The sequence below is a fragment of the Curtobacterium sp. C2H10 genome (assembly GCF_025407985.1).
Classification (GTDB): domain Bacteria; phylum Actinomycetota; class Actinomycetes; order Actinomycetales; family Microbacteriaceae; genus Curtobacterium.
This window is the reverse complement of sequence record NZ_JABXGF010000070.1, coordinates 1-16,842: the sequence shown is the minus strand read 5'-3', so window position 1 is coordinate 16,842 and position 16,842 is coordinate 1. Positions and strand designations below refer to the sequence as shown.

Here is a 16,842-nt window from a genome sequence, read left to right as displayed (position 1 = left end):
CGGCGCTACCGGCGCTTGAGCATGACGACGGCACCGGCGGCCGCGACCACCATCAGGAGCGCGGCCACCCCCGCCGTCACCGTGACGCCGGAGTCGAACGCGGCCCGCGCCGACTCGAGCAGCGCCTGCCCCGCCGACCCGCCGAGGGACGACGCCGCCGACACCGCTCCGCCGAGGGTCTCCTGCGCAGCGGTGTGCGCCGACGAGGACAGCCCGTCCGGCACCACGACGTGCGCCCGGTAGGCCGTGGCCAGGATCGTCCCGAGCACCGCGGTCCCCAGCACGGCACCGATCTCGTACGCCGTCTCGGACATCGCCGACGCCGCACCGGCCTTGTCCGCCGGGGCCGTCGAGATGATCAGGTCGTTCGTCACCGTCTCCGAGGCACCGATCCCGATCCCGAGCAGCACGAACGCGAACGCCAGCGCCACGATCGAGGCGTGGTGCCCGAGGACCGCGACCATCGCGTAGGCGGCCGCCGAGAACAGCAGCGACACGGCGACGACCCAGCGCGGAGCGACCCGGGCGACGATCGGCACGACGACGAGGCCCGCCACGATCGTGAGGATCGACCCCGGCACCAGCACCATGCCGGACGCGAAGGGGTCGAGGCCGGCGACGAGCTGCAGGTGCTGTGCGATGAAGAACAGGAACCCGGTCAGCGAGAACATCGCCGCCATGTTCATGAGCACGCTGCCGGTGAACGCCGTGCTCCGGAACAGCCGGAGGTCGAGCATCGGGGTCCGCGAGCGGAGCTGCCGACGGACGAACGCGATGCCGCACAGGACGCCGACGGCGAGCATCGCGATCGCGAAGCCGCGCTCCTCGGGGTGCACGACGGACTTGATCGCCCACGCGATCGGGGCGAGGGCGCCGAGCGAGAGGAACATGCTCGGCACGTCGACCGGCCCCGGGTTCGGGTCACGGGACTCCGGAACGCAGAACGGCACGGCGACGAGCATCACGACGAGGATCGGCACCGCGACGAGGAACACCGCGCCCCAGTGGAAGTGCGCGAGCAGTACGCCGCCGACGAGCGGCCCGAGGGCGTTGCCCGCCGCGAACATGGTGGACCAGACGGCGAGCGCCATCCGCCGCTCCCCCGCGTGGACGAAGACGTTGCGGATGATCGAGAGGGTCGCCGGCATGAGCATCGCGCCGAACACGCCCATGACGATCCGTGCGGCGACGAGCATCCAGGCGTCGGTGGCGAAGGCCGCGGCGACGGAGAAGAGCGCGAAGCCGGTGGCGCCGACGACGAGGATCCGACGGCGGCCGATGCGGTCACCGATGCTGCCCATCACGACGAGGAGGCCGGCGAGGACGAGCGGGTACGCGTCGACGATCCAGAGCTGCGTGGTGGCGTCCGGGTTCAGCGCGCGCGAGATCGACGGCAGCGCGAAGCTCAGGACGGTGTTGTCCACCGAGATGAGGAGGACGGGCAGCATGAGCACCGCGAGGGCGGCGAACCGGCGGGCGCGGCTGCCGGTGGCGGCAGTGGGGATCGGGCTGGTGAGCAGGGCGGACACGGTGACTCCAGGGACTTCGAGCCGGACCAGGTCGACGGCGGAACTGACGAACGGACCGGACGGGACGCGGGGTGTGCACGCATCCCGTCAGGACTCCGTTAGTGTACCGTCTGGACGGTAATGGTTGCAAATGCAACTGAAGACGGACGGGAGGCGCGGTGCGGGCCCGCACCGCGCCTCCCGTCCGTCCTCCGGTCGCGCTGTCTCGTGGGCCGCGTCGTCAGGCCGACTCGCGCAGGAGCAGGCGGTGCCGCACCGTGCGCTGCACCGCGTCACCCTGCCGCGGCAGCTCGCCGGCGAGCATGCCGAGGGCGAGGTCGAGCGCTTCACGCGCGACCTCGTCGAGGTCCACCGCCAACGTGGTGAGCGTCGGCGAGACGAGCGAGCCGAGCGGCAGGCCGTCGACGCCGACGACCCGGAGCTCCCGCGGGACGTCGACGCCCGCCCGCCGACAGGCCTGCAGGACACCGAGCGCCATCACGTCGTTGAAGGCGAGGATCGCGTCCTGTCGTCGGCGTCGCCGGAGGATCCGTGTCGTCTCCTCGGCGCCGCACTCCGCCGTGCCGTGCTCCGCGTGCACGAGCTCGGGCAGGTACCCGCGCCGCTGGAGGGCGTCCATCATGAGGATGCCGCGGACACTCGTGTGCTCCGGCGAGGAGTTGTCGAGCACGACCGGGTGCCGGACCCCGGTGGCGACGAGGTGGTCGGCGAGGACCTCGATCGCGTCGGCGGGGTCGATCCAGACGGCTGCGGTCGGTGGCTCCGAGTACGGGTCGAGCTCGACCATCGGCACGGTGCCGAGGAGCTCGCGCCACCGGTCGCGACGGGAGCCGAGGTACCCGATGACGACGTCCGTCTGCGACCCGAGCGCCTGCACCATCCGGTCGGCGTCGCTCGCGAGGTCGACGTCGGCGAGCATGACGTTCCAGCCCTGCTCGGCGGCGAGTCGGAAGACGGCCGAGGCCAGCTGCGGCGTGTAGGGGTTGCGCAGGTCGTTCACGACGAGGCCGAGCTGGTGGTCGCCACCCGTGACGAGCCCGCGGCCGAAGCGCGACGGCCGGTAGTCGAGGCGCTCCGCGGCGGCGAGGACCCGTTCCTTCGTCGCCGCGCTGATGCCGGACATGCCGTTCATCGCCCGGGTGACGGTCTGCCGGGACACCCCGGCGGCCGCGGCGACGTCGATGATCGTCGCCCGGCCGCCGGGTGCGGGAACGGGTTCGGTCAGTCGCGGAGGTCCAGCCATGCCACCTGTTCCGGAGTGAGGTCGACGGAGAGGCCGGTCATGGACGACCGGGCTTCCGCGATCGTACGCGGTCCGAAGAGCGGGAACGTCGGGAACGGCTGGTGCAGCACGTAGGCCAGGGCGATCGCCGTCGCGGGGACGCCGAACCGCTCGCCGAGCTCCGACGCACGGCGCAGCCGCTCGAAGTTCTCGTCGCTGTAGTAGCAGCGCACGAGTTCTGCGTCGCTCGTGTCCTCCGGCTTGGCCCGGCCGGTGAAGAACCCACGCGCCTGCGAGGACCAGGGCAGCAGGGGCACCTGGCGCTCCTCGAGCCACTGCTTCGACGCCGCGTCGGTGGCGTGCTCGCAGCCGGCCCACGGCACGTCGTACGCCTCGGCCAGGCCGAAGTGGTTGCTCAGCACCTCGAACTCGTGCTTGCCGTTCGCGCGGGCGTAGGCGTTCGCCTCGTCGAACCGGGCAGGGGTCCAGTTCGAGCCGCCGTACACGCGGATGCGGCCAGCACGACGGTGCTCGTCGAGGACGTCGACGAACTCCCCCACCGGGATGTCCGTGTTGTCGCGGTGCATCATGTAGATGTCCGCGTAGTCGGTGCCCTGGCGCTCGAGGCTCTCGAGCAGCTGCCGGGTGAGGGACTCCGGGTCGCAGTACGGCGTGTGCGCGCCCTTGGTGATCACGACCACGTCCTCGCGGACGCCGCGGTTCTGGATCCACTTGCCGAGCCGACCCTCGAGCACGCCCCCGCCGTAGATGTAGCCGGTGTCGAACACGTTGCCGCCCTGCTCCACGAACAGGTCGAAGATCGCGCTCGCGTGCGCCAGGTCGGGCTGGTTGTCGACACCCATCACCAGTCGGGACATGCGCTTGCCGACACCCGCGACCTCGCCGTAGCGCATCGGGTTGTCGGCACGGTCGGGCTCGTGCGCGGCGACCGTGAGGGGTCGGCCGCTGACGGTCGGGATGTCGGCGGTCTCGGCTTCGAACGGGAAGCGCAGACCGATCGCGGCACGCCACTTGTCGAGCGTCCGGGCGGTGGCGAGCGACTCGTCGAGGGTGAACTCGGGGGCGTCGACACGACCGGCCGCGAGGGCCGCCGTGGTGGCGTCGGCCTCGAGGGCGTAGGGGTGCGCCCCGGCGAAGGACAGCGTGCGCGGGTCCTCGTCGACCGTGCTGATCTCGATCGTGGGGTCGTCGCCGAGGGTCCACGGGTCGGTGAGCGTGATCTTCCCCGTGGTGCCGTGGACGACCACGGCGTTGTCGTCCTGCACGCGGACGCCGGTCCGGAGGTTCGCGGTGATCCCGCCGGTGTAGCTGAGCTGTGCCACCGTCCACTCGTCGACGCCGGTCGGGCCGACGGTCCCGGTGGCGGTGAGCTCGGTGGGCTCGGCGACGGCCACGCCGGTCGCGGCCTGCACGATCGCGGCCGTCATGGTCACCGGGTAGCCGCCCACGTCGAGGATCCCGCCGCCGGCCGTGTCGACGTCGAAGAGTCGGCCGGAGCGGCTGCCCGCCCGGAACGCGAACGAGGCGTCGACGTGCGTGACGGTACCGATGGCACCCTGCCGGACGAGGTCGAGCAGGGCCGCGGTCTGCGGGTGGAAGCGGTACATGTACGCCTCGACGAGGGGCAGGCCGGCCTGGCGTGCGGCGTCGGCGAGCGCCATGGACGTGCCGTGGTTCGGCGAGAGCGGCTTCTCGCAGAGGACCGCCTTGCCCGCCGCGAGCGCCGCGAGGACGAGCGCCGCGTGCCCGGTGTGGACCGTCGAGACGTAGACGGCGTCGACGCGCGGGTCGGCGAGCACCTCGTCGTAGGTGGCCGCGACGACGTCGGCGAACCCGTGCTCGGCCGCCTCGGCAGCGAACGCTCCCGCTCGCTCCGCCGATGAGCTGCCGGCGGCGACGAGGGTCGCCCCGACGCCACTCGAGGGCAGCTGGGAGAGGAAGCGGCGGGCGATCCCACCGGGGCCGAGGACGGCCCAGCCGGGGGTGTCGTGCCCCGTCGAGGAGGTGCTGCTGGCGGTGGTCGCGGTCTGCGCTGACATGCGGATCCCTATCGTGTCGTGAACCTTCACGGTCCCGACGACCGTACCCGTCCGTCTCCGCACCTGCAACGATGCGGATGCTTGACACGGCGTGTCGGCCGGGGCATGCTCTGACCACTTCGTGAGCGTTCACGGTCGAGCGCTCAACGGTTCCGCATCTCAACGACGAGAGCAGGCACACCAGTGACAGCAGCAACGCACAGTCTCAGCCGGCGGGGGTTCCTCGCCGGCGCAGGCGCCCTCGGCGCACTCGCCACCACGGCCCTCCTCGCCGGGTGTTCCACCGGTACCGCGATCTCCAAGGACCCGGACGAACTCGTCCTCTGGTACTGGAACCGGTCCCTCGACCCGAAGTTCCTGAAGCAGGCGGCCCGGGGCATCAGCGGCCACGAACCGATGCGGCTGCGGCCGGACCTCATCGGCGGGGCGTCGTACGACACCAAGTTCCGGACCGCCCTCGCCGGGAACGCGTTCATCCCCGACGTCCTCATGGTGAACTCGAACTGCTGGCTCTACTTCCCCGACGAGGACCTCTTCACCGACTTCGATCCCTCCGCCACCGAGAAGTCCGCCTACTACGACTGGAAGCTCTCGCTCGGCCGGACCCCGTCCGGGCGGCAGTGCTTCTGGCCCGTCGACACCGGCCCCACCGGCTTCTTCTACAACCAGGACGTCCTGCAGAAGGCCGACCTCCCCACCGACCCGGACGAGGTGAGCGCGGCGATCCAGACCTGGGCGGACTTCCGGACCTTCGGCAAGCAGATCAAGCAGAAGACCGGTGCCGCGACGATCATCACCGCGACGCAGCTCTTCAACCAGTTCGTCTCCGCGAGCCCCACGCGGTACTTCGACCGTGACGACCAGCCGCTCTACCACGACGACGACAGCTCGATCCGGAAGGCCTGGGAGAACGCGGTCGAGTCGATCCACGCCGGGATCACCGGCAACCTGCAGTCCGGGACCGACCAGAACGCCGGGTGGGTCGCGGGTCGGGTCGCCGGGCAGATCGAGGGCGCGTGGTGGACGCAGATCATCCACGACACGGCTCCGGACCTGTCCGGGAAGTGGCGGATCGCCCGGCAGCCCGAGCGACCGGGCAACAGCGGCGGCTCGTTCCTGGCCGTGCCCAAGACGTCGAAGAACCCGGAAGCCGCGGTGGCGTTCGCCAAGTGGATCACCGGCGCGGACGTGCAGTCCCACACCTACAACGACATCCAGCTCTTCCCGTCGACACCCGCGTCGTTCGAGAACGGCATCATGCGCAACCCCGGCGACTTCTTCGGGGACCAGAACCCGCTCGACTTCTTCAGCAAGGCCGCACCGGAGGTCCCCGTGACGTACATCTCGAACTCGGAGCGGTTCATCGGCGCCTTCGCGACCGAGATCACGAACGTGGAGTCCGGCGGCAAGGACCCGGAGCGTGCCTGGCAGGACGCCATCGACCAGACCGACCGCGTCCTGGCGAAGCGCGGGGTGTCGGCATGAGCGCGCCGATCCGCGAGAAGACCGCCACCACCGCGAACCCCGTCGTCGGGGGCGCCCCCACCGCGTCGATCTCCACCGCGGCGACCGGGCACCGCTTCAGCCTGCGCCGGTTCTGGCCGCAGTACGTGGCGATCGCGCCGTTCTACGTGCTGTTCCTCGTGTTCGGGCTGTTCCCGATCGTCTTCTCGATCGTGCTGTCGTTCACCGACTGGGACGGCGTCGGCTCCCCCGCGTTCGTCGGCCTCGCGCAGTACCAGTACCTGCTGACCGACCCGCGGTTCTGGAACGCCGTCTCGAACACCTTCATCATCTGGATCATCTCGACCGTCCCGATGCTGTTCCTCGCCCTCGTGCTCGCGTTCCTGCTGCACGGCAACATCCGGGCGAAGGGCTTCTACCGGGTCGCGTTCTTCATCCCGAACGTGACGAGCATGGTCGCGATGGCCATCGTGTTCGGCTCGGTGTTCTCGGACGGGTTCGGGCTCGTCAACGCCGCGCTCCGAGCCGTCGGTGCCGACCCGGTCGGCTGGCTCTCGTCGTACTGGGGCATCAAGGTCACGATCGCGGTCATGGTCATCTGGCGCTGGACCGGGTACAACGCGATCATCTACCTCGCCGGCCTGCAGTCGATCTCGACCGAGCTGTACGACGCGGCGAAGGTGGACGGCGCGAACACCTGGCAGATCTTCACGCGCATCACGATCCCGATGCTGCGGCCGGTCATCCTGTTCACCGTCATCACGTCGACCATCGGTGGCCTCGGGCTCTTCACCGAGCCGCAGATCCTGTTCAACGGGCAGGCCGTCGGCGGCCCCGACGAGGCCGGCATGACGATCGTGCTCTACCAGTACGACCAGGCGTTCAACCAGTTCGACTTCGGGTACGGCTCGGCGATCGCCTGGGTGCTGTTCTTCTTCTCCGTGGTCTTCGCGATCATCAACTGGCGACTGCTCAGCGAGCGCGACGGGCTCAAGACCCCACGGCGACTGCGCACCCCGCGCACCGTCACGACCAGCGCGAAGGGACCCCGCGCATGAGCGCCGACACCGCACCCCGCACCACGAACACCGCCGCCGCACTCGGCCGGCCGAACGCCGTCACCGACGGGCCCGACGGCCACCGCCGGGGGTTCAGGCACGGCTGGGTCGGACGGCTCGTCACGCACCTGTGCCTCATCGTCGGCGTCGTGCTGTCGATCTTCCCGTTCTACTGGCTGCTCGTCATGTCGACGTCGTCGAACGCGCAGATCTTCGGCTACCCGCCGTCGCTGTGGTTCAGCGACCACACCATGCAGAACCTCGCCACGGTGTTCAGCAGCGTCGACATGCTGCGGGCGCTCGGCAACACCGTCATCGTCGCCGGCGGCACCGCGGTCCTGGTCATGCTGTTCGACTCGCTGGCCGCGTTCGCCTTCGCGAAGTACGAGTTCCCGTTCAAGCGCTCGCTGTTCACCGTCATGCTGGCGACGTTCCTCGTCCCCGGCAGCCTGTCGCTCGTGCCGAGCTTCGTGCTCATGGCGCACCTCGGGTGGATCGGTGGACTCCAGGCGCTCATCGTCCCCGGGGCGGCGAACGCGTTCGGCATCTTCCTCCTGCGGCAGTTCGCCACCGGGTCGATCCCGAACGAGGTCATCGACTCCGCGCGCGTGGACGGCGCCGGGTTCTTCCGCACCTGGTGGTCGATCGCGGTCCCGATGCTCCGCGGAGGCCTCGCGTTCCTCGGCATCTTCACCTTCATCACGGCGTGGAACGACTACGTGTGGCCGTTGATCGTGCTGATCGACCCGAAGGGACAGACGCTCCAGGTGGCACTCGCCTCGCTCAGCTCGGTGAACGCGACCGACCTCGGCTCGGTGATGGCCGGTGCCGTGATCAGCGTGTTCCCGCTCATCGGGGTGTTCATCATCGGCTCGAGGCACTTCATCGCGAACATCGCGGCGGGGGCGCTGAAGGGCTGACCGGACCCGCAGGCGCCGTGGAGGATGGCCCACGGCGCCTGCGCTGCGCCCGCCGTGTCGTCGGCACCGCGCCTCCTCCGCGCCTGCGCTGCGCCCGCCGTGTCGTCGGCACAGCGCCTCCTCCGCGCCTGCGCTGCGCCCGCCGTGTCGTCGGCACAGCGCCCGCTCCGCGCCTGCGCTGCGCCCGCTCCGCGCCCGCCGGACGCGGCACGCCCGCGTCCCATGGCAGACTTCCGGCATGGCAAGCGCCCGCGATCGTGTCCTGGACAGCTTCGTCGCCATCGTGTGCGAGGAAGGAGAGCGTCCGGCGACCCTCGACGCCGTGGCCGCTCGGGCCGGGGTGTCCAAGGGCGGACTGCTCTACCACTTCGGCTCGAAGGCCGCCCTGGTCGAGGGACTCTGCGAACGCCTGTCCGACCTCTCCGCCATCGACGTCGAGCGCATGCGGGACGCCGAGGACGGCGCCGCCCGCTACTTCGTGCGGAACTGCCAGTTCGTGGGCAGCGAGCTCGACCTCGCCCTCCTCGCGGCGAGCCGGCTGCAGCAGGCCGGCTACGAAGAGGCGGGCCGCACCCTCGACGAGACCGAGAACGCCTGGCTGGCCACGCTCGTCGACTCGCTCGGGGACGTCCCCACGGCGCAGGCGATCAAGCTCATGGGCGACGGGCTGTACCACGCGGCGTCCCTCGGCGCCGCCAGCGAGGTCCGACCGGACCGCGCCTCGGTCGACATGGAACCGCTCCTCGCCGTGGTCGACCGGTTGATCGCCACCCGCCCCGGCGCGTGAACCGAGTTCGTCCCTCCTGGGGATAGACTGGGTCCGATCCACCCGCCTGATTCCGGAGGTACCACTGTGGGCCGCGTCATCGCCGCTGTTTTCTCGATCCTGCTGCTGCTGGTTTCGATGTACCTGTTCGGCTTCGCGTTCCAGGTGAGCTCGGGTCAGGCGTTCATCTTCATGGGCGGTCTCGTGCTCATGTGCCTCTCCTTCTTCCTGCCGATCCACGTGTTCGGCAAGCGGTAGTCAGCACCACCGCACACGAACGGCCCCGCACCTGAAGAGGTGCGGGGCCGTTCGCACAACGGAAGTCACCCCGCACCACGTGATCGCGTGGCGCGGGGTGTCTTCGGTTGTGCGAGCGCAGGAGCGACGCGCTGACGCGCGGCGGGCCAGGAGGCGCGGGTCGCCTACGCGAGCACGCGCAGCCGGCGCAGGGTCACCACGGTCGACACGGCGGCGTGCACGGCCTCGGCTCCCTTGTCCTCCTTCGAACCGGGCAGTCCGGCACGGTCGAGGCCCTGCTGCTCGTCGTCCAGGGTGAGCACGCCGAAGCCGACGGGCTTGCCGGCGTCGATCGCGACCCGGGTGAGGCCGCTCGTCGCCGCGTCCGAGACGTACTCGAAGTGCGGGGTCCCACCGCGGATGATCACGCCGAGGGCGACCGCCGCGTCGAACCCGGCCTCGAGCGCGGCCTTCGCGACCACGGGCAGCTCGAAGCTCCCGGGGACGGGGATGACCTCCGCCGTGGCACCGAGCCGCTCGACCTCGCGCTGCGCCCCGGCGAGGAGGCCCCCGGCGATCTCGTCGTGCCACTGCCCGGCGACGATCGCCACCCGGATGCCGCTGCCGTCGACGTGGTCGCGGTCCGCCGCGCCTGCTCCGCTCATCGTGCCGTTCCTTCCGTGGGCGCGGACTCCGCCGCTGCCCGGTCTGCCGCGTCGAGCCACTCGGCGAGCGCGGCGATGGTGATGACGGGCACGCCGGCGCGTGCCCCGAGTCCGAGGAGTCCCGGCAGACGCATCATGCCGCCGTCCTCGTCGACGATCTCGCAGATCGCCGCAGCGGGCCGGAGCCCTGCGGCGGTGACCAGGTCGATCGCGGCTTCGGTGTGGCCCGCACGCTCGCGGACCCCGCCCGGACGGGCACGCAGGGGCACGACGTGTCCGGGCCGGTGCAGGTCGCCGCGCACGGACGCCGGGTCGGCGAGGACCCGCAACGTGTGCGCTCGGTCGTGGGCGCTGATGCCGGTGGTGACCCCGACGGCGGCGTCGACGGTCACGGTGTAGGCCGTCCCGCGGACGTCCTCGTTGTGGGCGACCATCGGCGGGAGGTCGAGTGCGTCGGCGATCTCGACGCTCACCGGGGCGCAGATGAACCCCGACGAGTGCGCCACGGTCCAGGCGATCCACTCGGGGGTGGCGAGTTCGGCGGAGAGGATGACGTCGCCCTCGTTCTCGCGGTCCTCGTCGTCGGCGACGATCACCGGGCGGCCGGCGGCGATGGCGGCGATGGCCTCGTCGACGCTCGACAGCCCGAGCGATCCCGGGACGACCGCACCGGAGGCACCCGCCTGCGCGGCGGGACGTGCCCCGGCGACCATCACCGTGCCTCCTGGCCGAGCGTGGCACCCGCGAGCGGACCCGCGGCACCCGCAAGCGGACGCGCATCGCCCTCGAGCGGCCGCACCGCCGCGTCGAGCCGCAGCATCCGCCGGACGTGCCGGGCCAGGACGTCGGTTTCGATGTTCACCCGGTCCCCCGGCACGCGGGCGCCGAGCGTGGTGGCCTCGAGCGTCTCGGGGATGAGGCTCACCTCGAACCAGGAGTCCGCGGCCGGGGTGTCCTCGGAGGACACGGCGCTGACCGTCAGCGAGACGCCGTCGATCGCGATCGAGCCCTTGTCGACGACCAGGGGGCTGAGGTCCGGCGCGAGCGAGAACCGGACGCGCCGCCAGCCGTCGCCGTCCGCGGTCTCGAGCACGGTGGCGGTGCCGTCGACGTGGCCCTGGACGATGTGCCCGCCGAGCCGGTCGCCGACCGAGGCCGCGCGTTCGAGGTTGAGCCGGTCGCCGACCGCGAGCGACCCGTGCGCGCTCATGTCGAGCGTCTGCTTCATGACGAAGGCCGTGAAGGTCTCCGGGGTCTGCTCGACGACGGTCAGGCAGACGCCGCTCGTCGCGATGGAGTCGCCGTGCCGGGCGTCCTGCACGACGACGGGCCCGCGGACGGTGAGCGCGACGGAGTCGCCGTGCTGCTCGACGGCGGTGACGGTGCCGAGTTCCTCGATGATGCCGGTGAACACTGGTGTCCTCTCAACGGGACTCCGGGGGCGTTCGACGATCGTCGGCATCGACGGACGGGTCGCGCCCACGGATCGTGGGACGTCTCGTCCGCCAGCGCGCCTCCCATCCGGACTTTCACCGTCGGTCCCGGAGTTCCACCGGGTCAACCTCTGCCGGGTTCGCACCCGTCATCAGTTCGTGGACTGTCACCACCGGTTCGGACTTGCACCGACCCCGGAGCGCTTGCGTACCGGGAACGATACCCCACCCAGGTGACGGACACGTTGCGCCGGTTCCGTGGGCGTAACCGGACGTCGCGTGACCGCGCTCCGGGCCAGGAGGCGCGGTGCGGCCGACCCCGCGACCCGCGTCCGCCACCCGGTCCCGCTGGCCGCGGGGCGGAGGTGCGCCGCGCCTCCCGAACCGTCCGTCGGTCCGTCTGCTCAGCCGCGCCCGCGCGCCAACGCCACCGCCTGCCGGAGCGACAGGTCCGGCAGGTACGCGCGCACCACCGCGATCCCGATCGCCGGCAGCGCGACCGGGTCCGGGTAGGCGAGTACCAGCGGGTGCAGCTCGGGGCCGAACTTCTGCTTGAACCGCAGCAGCGACCGGAACCCGTACACCGGCTCCAGGACCCCGCCGACCAGGTCCAGCAGGCTCTGCACGCCGTCGTTCGCCTGCGGGCCCTCAGCGGCCTGCGCGAGCGGGGCCGCGGAAAGGCTGAGTCGCTCGACGCCGTCCTCGCGCATCCGGTCGGCCGCACTCGCGACGAGGAACTCCATCACGCCGTTCGGTGCCGCGGGTGTGCGTCGCATGACGTCGAGCGTCCAGGCGACGACCCGGCCGTCCCGGTACCCCGGCAACCAGCTGGTGACCGCGAGCACCGTGCCCTCGGGGTCCTGCGCGACGAGGGTGCGCACCGCGGGGTCGCGCATCTCGTCGACCCCGCCCAGGGTGAACCCCATCTCGGGCAGCTCGCGCTCGGCGACCCACTCCTCGGAGATCGCCTCGATCTGCCGGGTGGTGGACGCGGGCAGCTGCTGCCAGCTCGACCAGGTCGCGGTCAGGCCCTCGCGCGCCGCCTTGTTCACCGAGGTCCGGACGTCCTGCTTCTTCTTCCCGCTCGTCGTCCACGTCCGGGGGTCGAAGTCGGCGTCCTCGGCCACCGGGAGCGTCGCCCAGCCCTGCGCGGTGAGCACCCCGGCGGTCTCCGCGCCGATGCCGTAGAAGACCGCCGTCCAGCCGTTGTCGTCGCACCACCGGGCGAACGCGGTCATCGCCGCCGTGCGGGCGTCGGGCCAGCCGAAGGGCCCGCCGACCGTCACCGCGACGCGGCCGTTCCGGCGGAAGGCGACGCCGGCGCGACCGTCCTCGGCGAACCAGTAGGCGTTGCCCTGCCAGGTCGTCATCCAGCCGAACGCGTCCCCGCCACCGGCGACGAGCAGGGCGCGGGCGCGCTCGCGGTCGGCGTGTGCAGCGTCCGCGTCGGTGTCGGGTTCGACGGCCCCGGTCGGCCGGACGGCGGCGATCGCCACGACCAGCCAGAGCACCGGTCCGCTCAGCCCGAGCACGAGCCGGAGCGCGTGGTCGAGTGACGGGAGCCGGTCCCAGAAGCTCACCGGTGCGAGCGGGCCGAGGGCGGCGAGCGCCAGCCGCAGGGGGTCCTCGACGTGGTGCGCCGAGGACGCGGCGACGACCAGCACCACGACGACGATGCCGACCGCGGCCGCACCGACGGTGACCGCGAAGGCGACGACGCGGCGCCGGCTGGTGAGCACCGTGAAGGACCGCCGCAGCACGACGAGGACGACCGCGGTCCCGAGCGGGACGACGATCGACGCGACGATGGACACGTCGGTGACGAACTGGTCCTCGAGGCCGTGCTGCGCGACGACGCGCCCCGGGACGAGGCCGTAGGTGATCGCGGCGGCGACCGCCGTCACCGTGTCGACGACGACCACGAGCCACACCGCGAAGCGACTGCCGCGGAAGAGCCCGAGTCCGCCGACGACGAGCACGAGCAGGGGCGCGACGGCGAGCACGAGGGTCCACGGGTCGGTCGCACGGAAGGACAGGAGCCCGCGGAGGCACTCCCCCGCGACCGCGTCCGCACGGCAGCCCCGCACCGGGGTGACGGGGCCGGCGCCGACGACCGCGGCGATCGGTGCGAGGAGTCCCACCCGCGCGCGGGACACCAGCGCGATGACGGGGCCGACGGCGGACACCAGCACCGCGGTGCCGAGCAGCACCCGGATCTCGCGGTGCGAGCTGCGCACCCAGCCCTGCCGCTTCGGCGTGCGGCGCAGGAGTTCGCCGAGCAGCCACCCGGCGGCCGCGGCGAGGACGGCGGACAGGTCGGAGACGTGCCCGGCGTAGAGCAGGAGGGCGGCGACCACGGCGAGGGCGTTCACCCGGATCCGCCGCCGCCACAGCGTCCCCGCGAAGGCGCTGGCGGTGACGACCGTGCCGACGATGGCGGTCCAGGGGTCGAAGCTCGTCGCCCGGCCGAGCACCATCGGCACGGCGCCCTTGCCGTCGAGGTCGACGAGCACGGCGAACGCGGCGATGCCCGTGCCGACGACGGTCGTGACCACGAACGCCAGTGCCGTGCGCCAGGACCCCATGAGCCGCTCCGAGGCCCCGACGAGCACGACCACCCCGGCGAGCGTCAGCAGCAGGGCGAGCACGCCGGTCGACGCCGCGAAGACCCGGAACGGACCGAACACGGTCGCGTGCGCTCCGTGTTCCAGCCGGAGGACGAACGCGAGCGTCGAGGTCGCCAGCACGAGCAGGACGATCGCCGTGGTGACCGGGCGGGTGACGACGACCCGGCGGACCGTCGCCACTGCCGATGCGACGCCGCTCACAGCGGTCCGCTCGCGGGGAGCCCGAGGTGCTCGAGCACCGGTGGGAGGCCGTGCGCGAGCACGTAGCGGACGGTGTTCCAGTCGTGCGCCGACCCTGGGGAGACGACCAGCTGCGTGGCGATGCCCTCCCGCTCGGCCGCCGCACGGAGCGTGGCGGTGGACGCCTTGTACGGGGCGTCGTCCCCGCCCACCCCGAACACGACGAGGTGGTCGGCGTACCGGCCGTGGGCGCGCATCTCGGCGACCGGCGTCGCGGCGTCGTAGGCGGAGCGGGAACCGCCGAAGCCGACGGCGATGGTGTGCTGCAGGCTGCCGTTCTTCGGGGCGATCTCGCTCGAGATCGCCAGCGCGGACCCGAAGACGTCGGGGTGGGCGGACGAGAACTGCATCGCGCAGGTGGCCCCCTCGGAGAAGCCGAGCACGCCCCAGCCCGTCGGTGCCGTGGCGACCGCGAGGTGCTTCCGGATCCAGTCGACGGTGTCCGTCATGACGTAGGTCTCGCTGCGCCCGAGCCGCCGGGAGTCCACGCACATCGGGTTGCGGTTCGGAGCGCCGAGCTGGTCCGGGGCGACGACGATCGGAGCGAGGCCGTCGTGCGCTGCTGCATACCGGTCAAGGTAGTGGCCGATGTCGCCGGTCTGGAAGAGGTCGGCCGGTTCGCCGGGTTGCCCGGAGAGTGCGACGAGCACGGGCAGCGCCGGGGCGTTCCGGACCTGCGCGGCCGGCGGGAGCCACACCACGGCCTTCCGGGCGTGGAAGTGCGAGATCGTGCCGGGGATCGTCACGCTGAACGTCTCGCCCTCCTTCGGCATGTCCGCCGGGGCGTGCCAGTCGTGCAGGTCGACGAGCCGCTCGACCGCGGGGTCCCGTTCCGCCAGGGTCCGCGTCTTGTAGGGGTTCGTGGCGATGGCCTGCTCGACGTTCTTGTAGAAGCCGAAGTCGACGTTGATGCCGAGACCCGCTGCGAGCAGCAGGCTCGCGGCAGCGGCCCCGGCGACCACCCGACCCGTCCAGCCGCCCTGCACGAGCAGCACGACCAGCAGCAGGATCCCGGCGCACGCCAGGGCGACCCACATCCGGGTCACCGAGGTGAACGCGACACCGAACGCGTCCTGGACGTCGCCGAACCACCAGACGAGCGCCAGCCCGGCGACCGCACCGACGCCGAGGGCGGCGATCCGGACGAGGACGCGGCCGAGCGACCGCGGCCGGGCGAGGAGCGCCCACACGACGAGGACGGCGGCGAGCACGTCGACCGGTACGAGGACGGTCGAGCCCGTGATGGGGATGCGCAGGAGGTCGTGGAGCACGCTCTCATCGTGGCGCTGCCCTGCTGCCGGGCGGCCTCGGAGGCGCTTCTGCTCCGCACAGGTTCGCCATGGTCAGCTCCCAGAGAGCCTTCGGCGTTCATTCAGCGGACGGCGGACGGCGGACACAGGTCCGGCGGACGGCGGGCACGGGTGCGAGGGGCACCGCGGCGCGGTGCCCCTCGAGCCCGTCGGACGTCAGTGCCGCTTGCGCAGCACCAGGGTCCCCGCTCCGGCGAGGAGCAGCAGCAGGGCGATGCCGGCGGGGACGACCAGCGAGGACGCTCCCGTGTAGGCGAGGGCCGGCTGGCTGCTCGCCGCAGCCACCGTGCGGACGGCGGACTGGAGGACCGTCGAGGCACCTGCGGTCGTCGCGACGACCATCGCGGGCCGGGAGGCGCTGGTCGCCACGGCCGCGCCGGCCCCGGTGGCCGGGGTGGTCGGGGTGGTCACCGAGACGGGCGTGGTGCCGTCGCCAGCGCCGTTCCCGTCGCCGGGGTCGGTGCCGTCACCAGGGGTGGTGCCGTCACCGGGGTCCGTGCCGTCACCAGGGGTGGTGCCGTCGCCCGGGTCCGTGCCGTCGCCGGGGTCGGTGCCGTCACCGGCGGTGGTGCCGCCACCGGGCGTCGTCGTCGAGCTGGTGCCGTCGCCGACGATGCCGATCCCGTTGCCGCCGATGGTGATCGGGAGGCTGATCACGGGTGTGATCTGGCTGCCCGAGAGCAGTCCCCCGTCACCCGAGGTGGATCCGCCCGTGGTGGGCGTCGTGGTCCCGGTCGCCGGGGCCGTGGAACCGGTGCTCGTGCCGTCACCGACGAGGCCGATGCCGTTCCCACCGATCGTCACCGGAACCGACACCACCGGGGACACCTGCGTGCCCGAGGCAGTGCCGTCCGACCCCGAGGTCGAACCACCCGCGGCCGGCGTCGTGGTACCCGTCGCCGGGGCAGCTGCCCCCGCCGAGGTGCCGTCACCGAGCAGCCCGATGCCGTTCCCCGACACCGTCACCGGGACCGACACCACCGGGGACACCTGCGTGCCCGAGGCCGTGCCGTCCGACCCGGAGGTCGAACCGCCTGCGGTCGGCGTCGTGGCGCCGGCCGCCGGGGCAGCTGCCCCCGCCGAGGTGCCGTCACCGAGCAGCCCGATGCCGTTCCCCGACACCGTCACCGGGACGGACACCACGGGCACGACCTGCGTGCCCGAGGCCGTGCCGTCCGACCCCGAGGTCGTCGGCGCAGCGGCCGGAGCAGCCGGCGTCGAGTCGGCGGGCGCCGACGCGGCAGGAGTGGCGGCAGCGGACACGGCGTCGCCGCCGACCGCCACCGCGTTGCCCGTCGCGGAGCCCGGCGC

Annotated in this window: 14 protein-coding genes and 1 riboswitch; of the genes, 5 read left to right on the top strand and 9 right to left on the bottom strand. The window is 72.2% G+C overall.

The annotated features are described in order from the left end of the window. Positions 1–5: 5 nt before the first annotated feature. The 3 genes from HWD93_RS17125 to HWD93_RS17115 all read right to left on the bottom strand — a co-directional run bounded on the left by HWD93_RS17125 (position 6) and on the right by HWD93_RS17115 (position 4,811). Positions 6–1,529: an MFS transporter gene (locus HWD93_RS17125; RefSeq protein ID WP_070418338.1), complete on the bottom strand. Its 1,524-nt coding sequence runs from the start codon at positions 1,527–1,529 to the stop codon at positions 6–8. 220 nt (positions 1,530–1,749) lie between these two features. Further along, the gene (locus HWD93_RS17120; protein ID WP_071296384.1) at positions 1,750–2,772 is read right to left on the bottom strand and encodes a LacI family DNA-binding transcriptional regulator; all 1,023 of its coding nucleotides are present in this window, start codon (positions 2,770–2,772) and stop codon (positions 1,750–1,752) included. Further along, the gene (locus HWD93_RS17115) at positions 2,751–4,811 is read right to left on the bottom strand and encodes an aldo/keto reductase (RefSeq protein WP_071296385.1); all 2,061 of its coding nucleotides are present in this window, start codon (positions 4,809–4,811) and stop codon (positions 2,751–2,753) included. Before HWD93_RS17115 ends, HWD93_RS17120 begins: the two co-directional genes overlap by 22 nt. Before the next feature lie 183 nt (positions 4,812–4,994). Here HWD93_RS17115 and HWD93_RS17110 point away from each other — a divergent pair, with 183 nt between their 5' ends. The 5 genes from HWD93_RS17110 (at position 4,995) to HWD93_RS17090 (ending at position 9,277) form a co-directional block, all read left to right on the top strand. Beyond that, positions 4,995–6,296 carry an extracellular solute-binding protein gene (locus HWD93_RS17110; protein ID WP_071296386.1) on the top strand — a complete coding sequence of 434 codons (1,302 nt, stop codon included), beginning with the start codon at positions 4,995–4,997 and terminating at the stop codon, positions 6,294–6,296. After that, positions 6,293–7,333, top strand: a complete 1,041-nt coding sequence (locus HWD93_RS17105; RefSeq protein WP_083403485.1) for a carbohydrate ABC transporter permease — start codon at positions 6,293–6,295, stop codon at positions 7,331–7,333. The genes HWD93_RS17110 and HWD93_RS17105 overlap by 4 nt, the downstream gene beginning before the upstream one ends. After that, complete coding sequence (locus HWD93_RS17100) at positions 7,330–8,253, top strand: carbohydrate ABC transporter permease (RefSeq protein ID WP_071296387.1); 924 nt, start codon at positions 7,330–7,332, stop codon at positions 8,251–8,253. The genes HWD93_RS17105 and HWD93_RS17100 overlap by 4 nt, the downstream gene beginning before the upstream one ends. Positions 8,254–8,491: 238 nt before the next feature. Continuing rightward, positions 8,492–9,040, top strand: a complete 549-nt coding sequence (locus HWD93_RS17095) for a TetR/AcrR family transcriptional regulator (RefSeq protein WP_070418334.1) — start codon at positions 8,492–8,494, stop codon at positions 9,038–9,040. A 66-nt stretch (positions 9,041–9,106) separates the two neighbouring features. Further along, entirely contained in the window at positions 9,107–9,277 is a 171-nt protein-coding gene (locus HWD93_RS17090; protein ID WP_156794867.1) for a hypothetical protein, read from the top strand. Positions 9,278–9,441: 164 nt separating this feature from the next. Here HWD93_RS17090 and ribH read toward each other — a convergent pair whose 3' ends face one another. From ribH to HWD93_RS17060, 6 genes are all read right to left on the bottom strand, one after another. Further along, positions 9,442–9,921 (bottom strand): 6,7-dimethyl-8-ribityllumazine synthase, encoded by a 480-nt coding sequence (ribH, locus tag HWD93_RS17085; RefSeq protein ID WP_070418333.1) that lies wholly within the window; start codon positions 9,919–9,921, stop codon positions 9,442–9,444. Further along, on the bottom strand, positions 9,918–10,634 hold the full coding sequence (gene ribB / locus HWD93_RS17080) for a 3,4-dihydroxy-2-butanone-4-phosphate synthase (protein ID WP_306577570.1): 717 nt from the start codon (positions 10,632–10,634) through the stop codon (positions 9,918–9,920). The genes ribH and ribB overlap by 4 nt, the downstream gene beginning before the upstream one ends. Continuing rightward, complete coding sequence (locus HWD93_RS17075) at positions 10,634–11,335, bottom strand: riboflavin synthase (RefSeq protein ID WP_261647464.1); 702 nt, start codon at positions 11,333–11,335, stop codon at positions 10,634–10,636. The genes ribB and HWD93_RS17075 overlap by 1 nt, the downstream gene beginning before the upstream one ends. A gap of 91 nt (positions 11,336–11,426) precedes the next feature. Continuing rightward, a riboswitch (FMN riboswitch) is annotated at positions 11,427–11,561 on the bottom strand. Positions 11,562–11,758: 197 nt separating this feature from the next. Continuing rightward, positions 11,759–14,182: a DUF2156 domain-containing protein gene (locus HWD93_RS17070; RefSeq protein ID WP_261647463.1), complete on the bottom strand. Its 2,424-nt coding sequence runs from the start codon at positions 14,180–14,182 to the stop codon at positions 11,759–11,761. Further along, the gene (locus HWD93_RS17065; RefSeq protein ID WP_261647462.1) at positions 14,179–15,492 is read right to left on the bottom strand and encodes an alpha/beta hydrolase-fold protein; all 1,314 of its coding nucleotides are present in this window, start codon (positions 15,490–15,492) and stop codon (positions 14,179–14,181) included. The genes HWD93_RS17070 and HWD93_RS17065 overlap by 4 nt, the downstream gene beginning before the upstream one ends. Before the next feature lie 195 nt (positions 15,493–15,687). Next, positions 15,688–16,842, bottom strand: a 1,155-nt coding sequence (locus HWD93_RS17060; RefSeq protein WP_261647461.1) for a hypothetical protein, incomplete at its 5' end; no start/stop codon positions are given.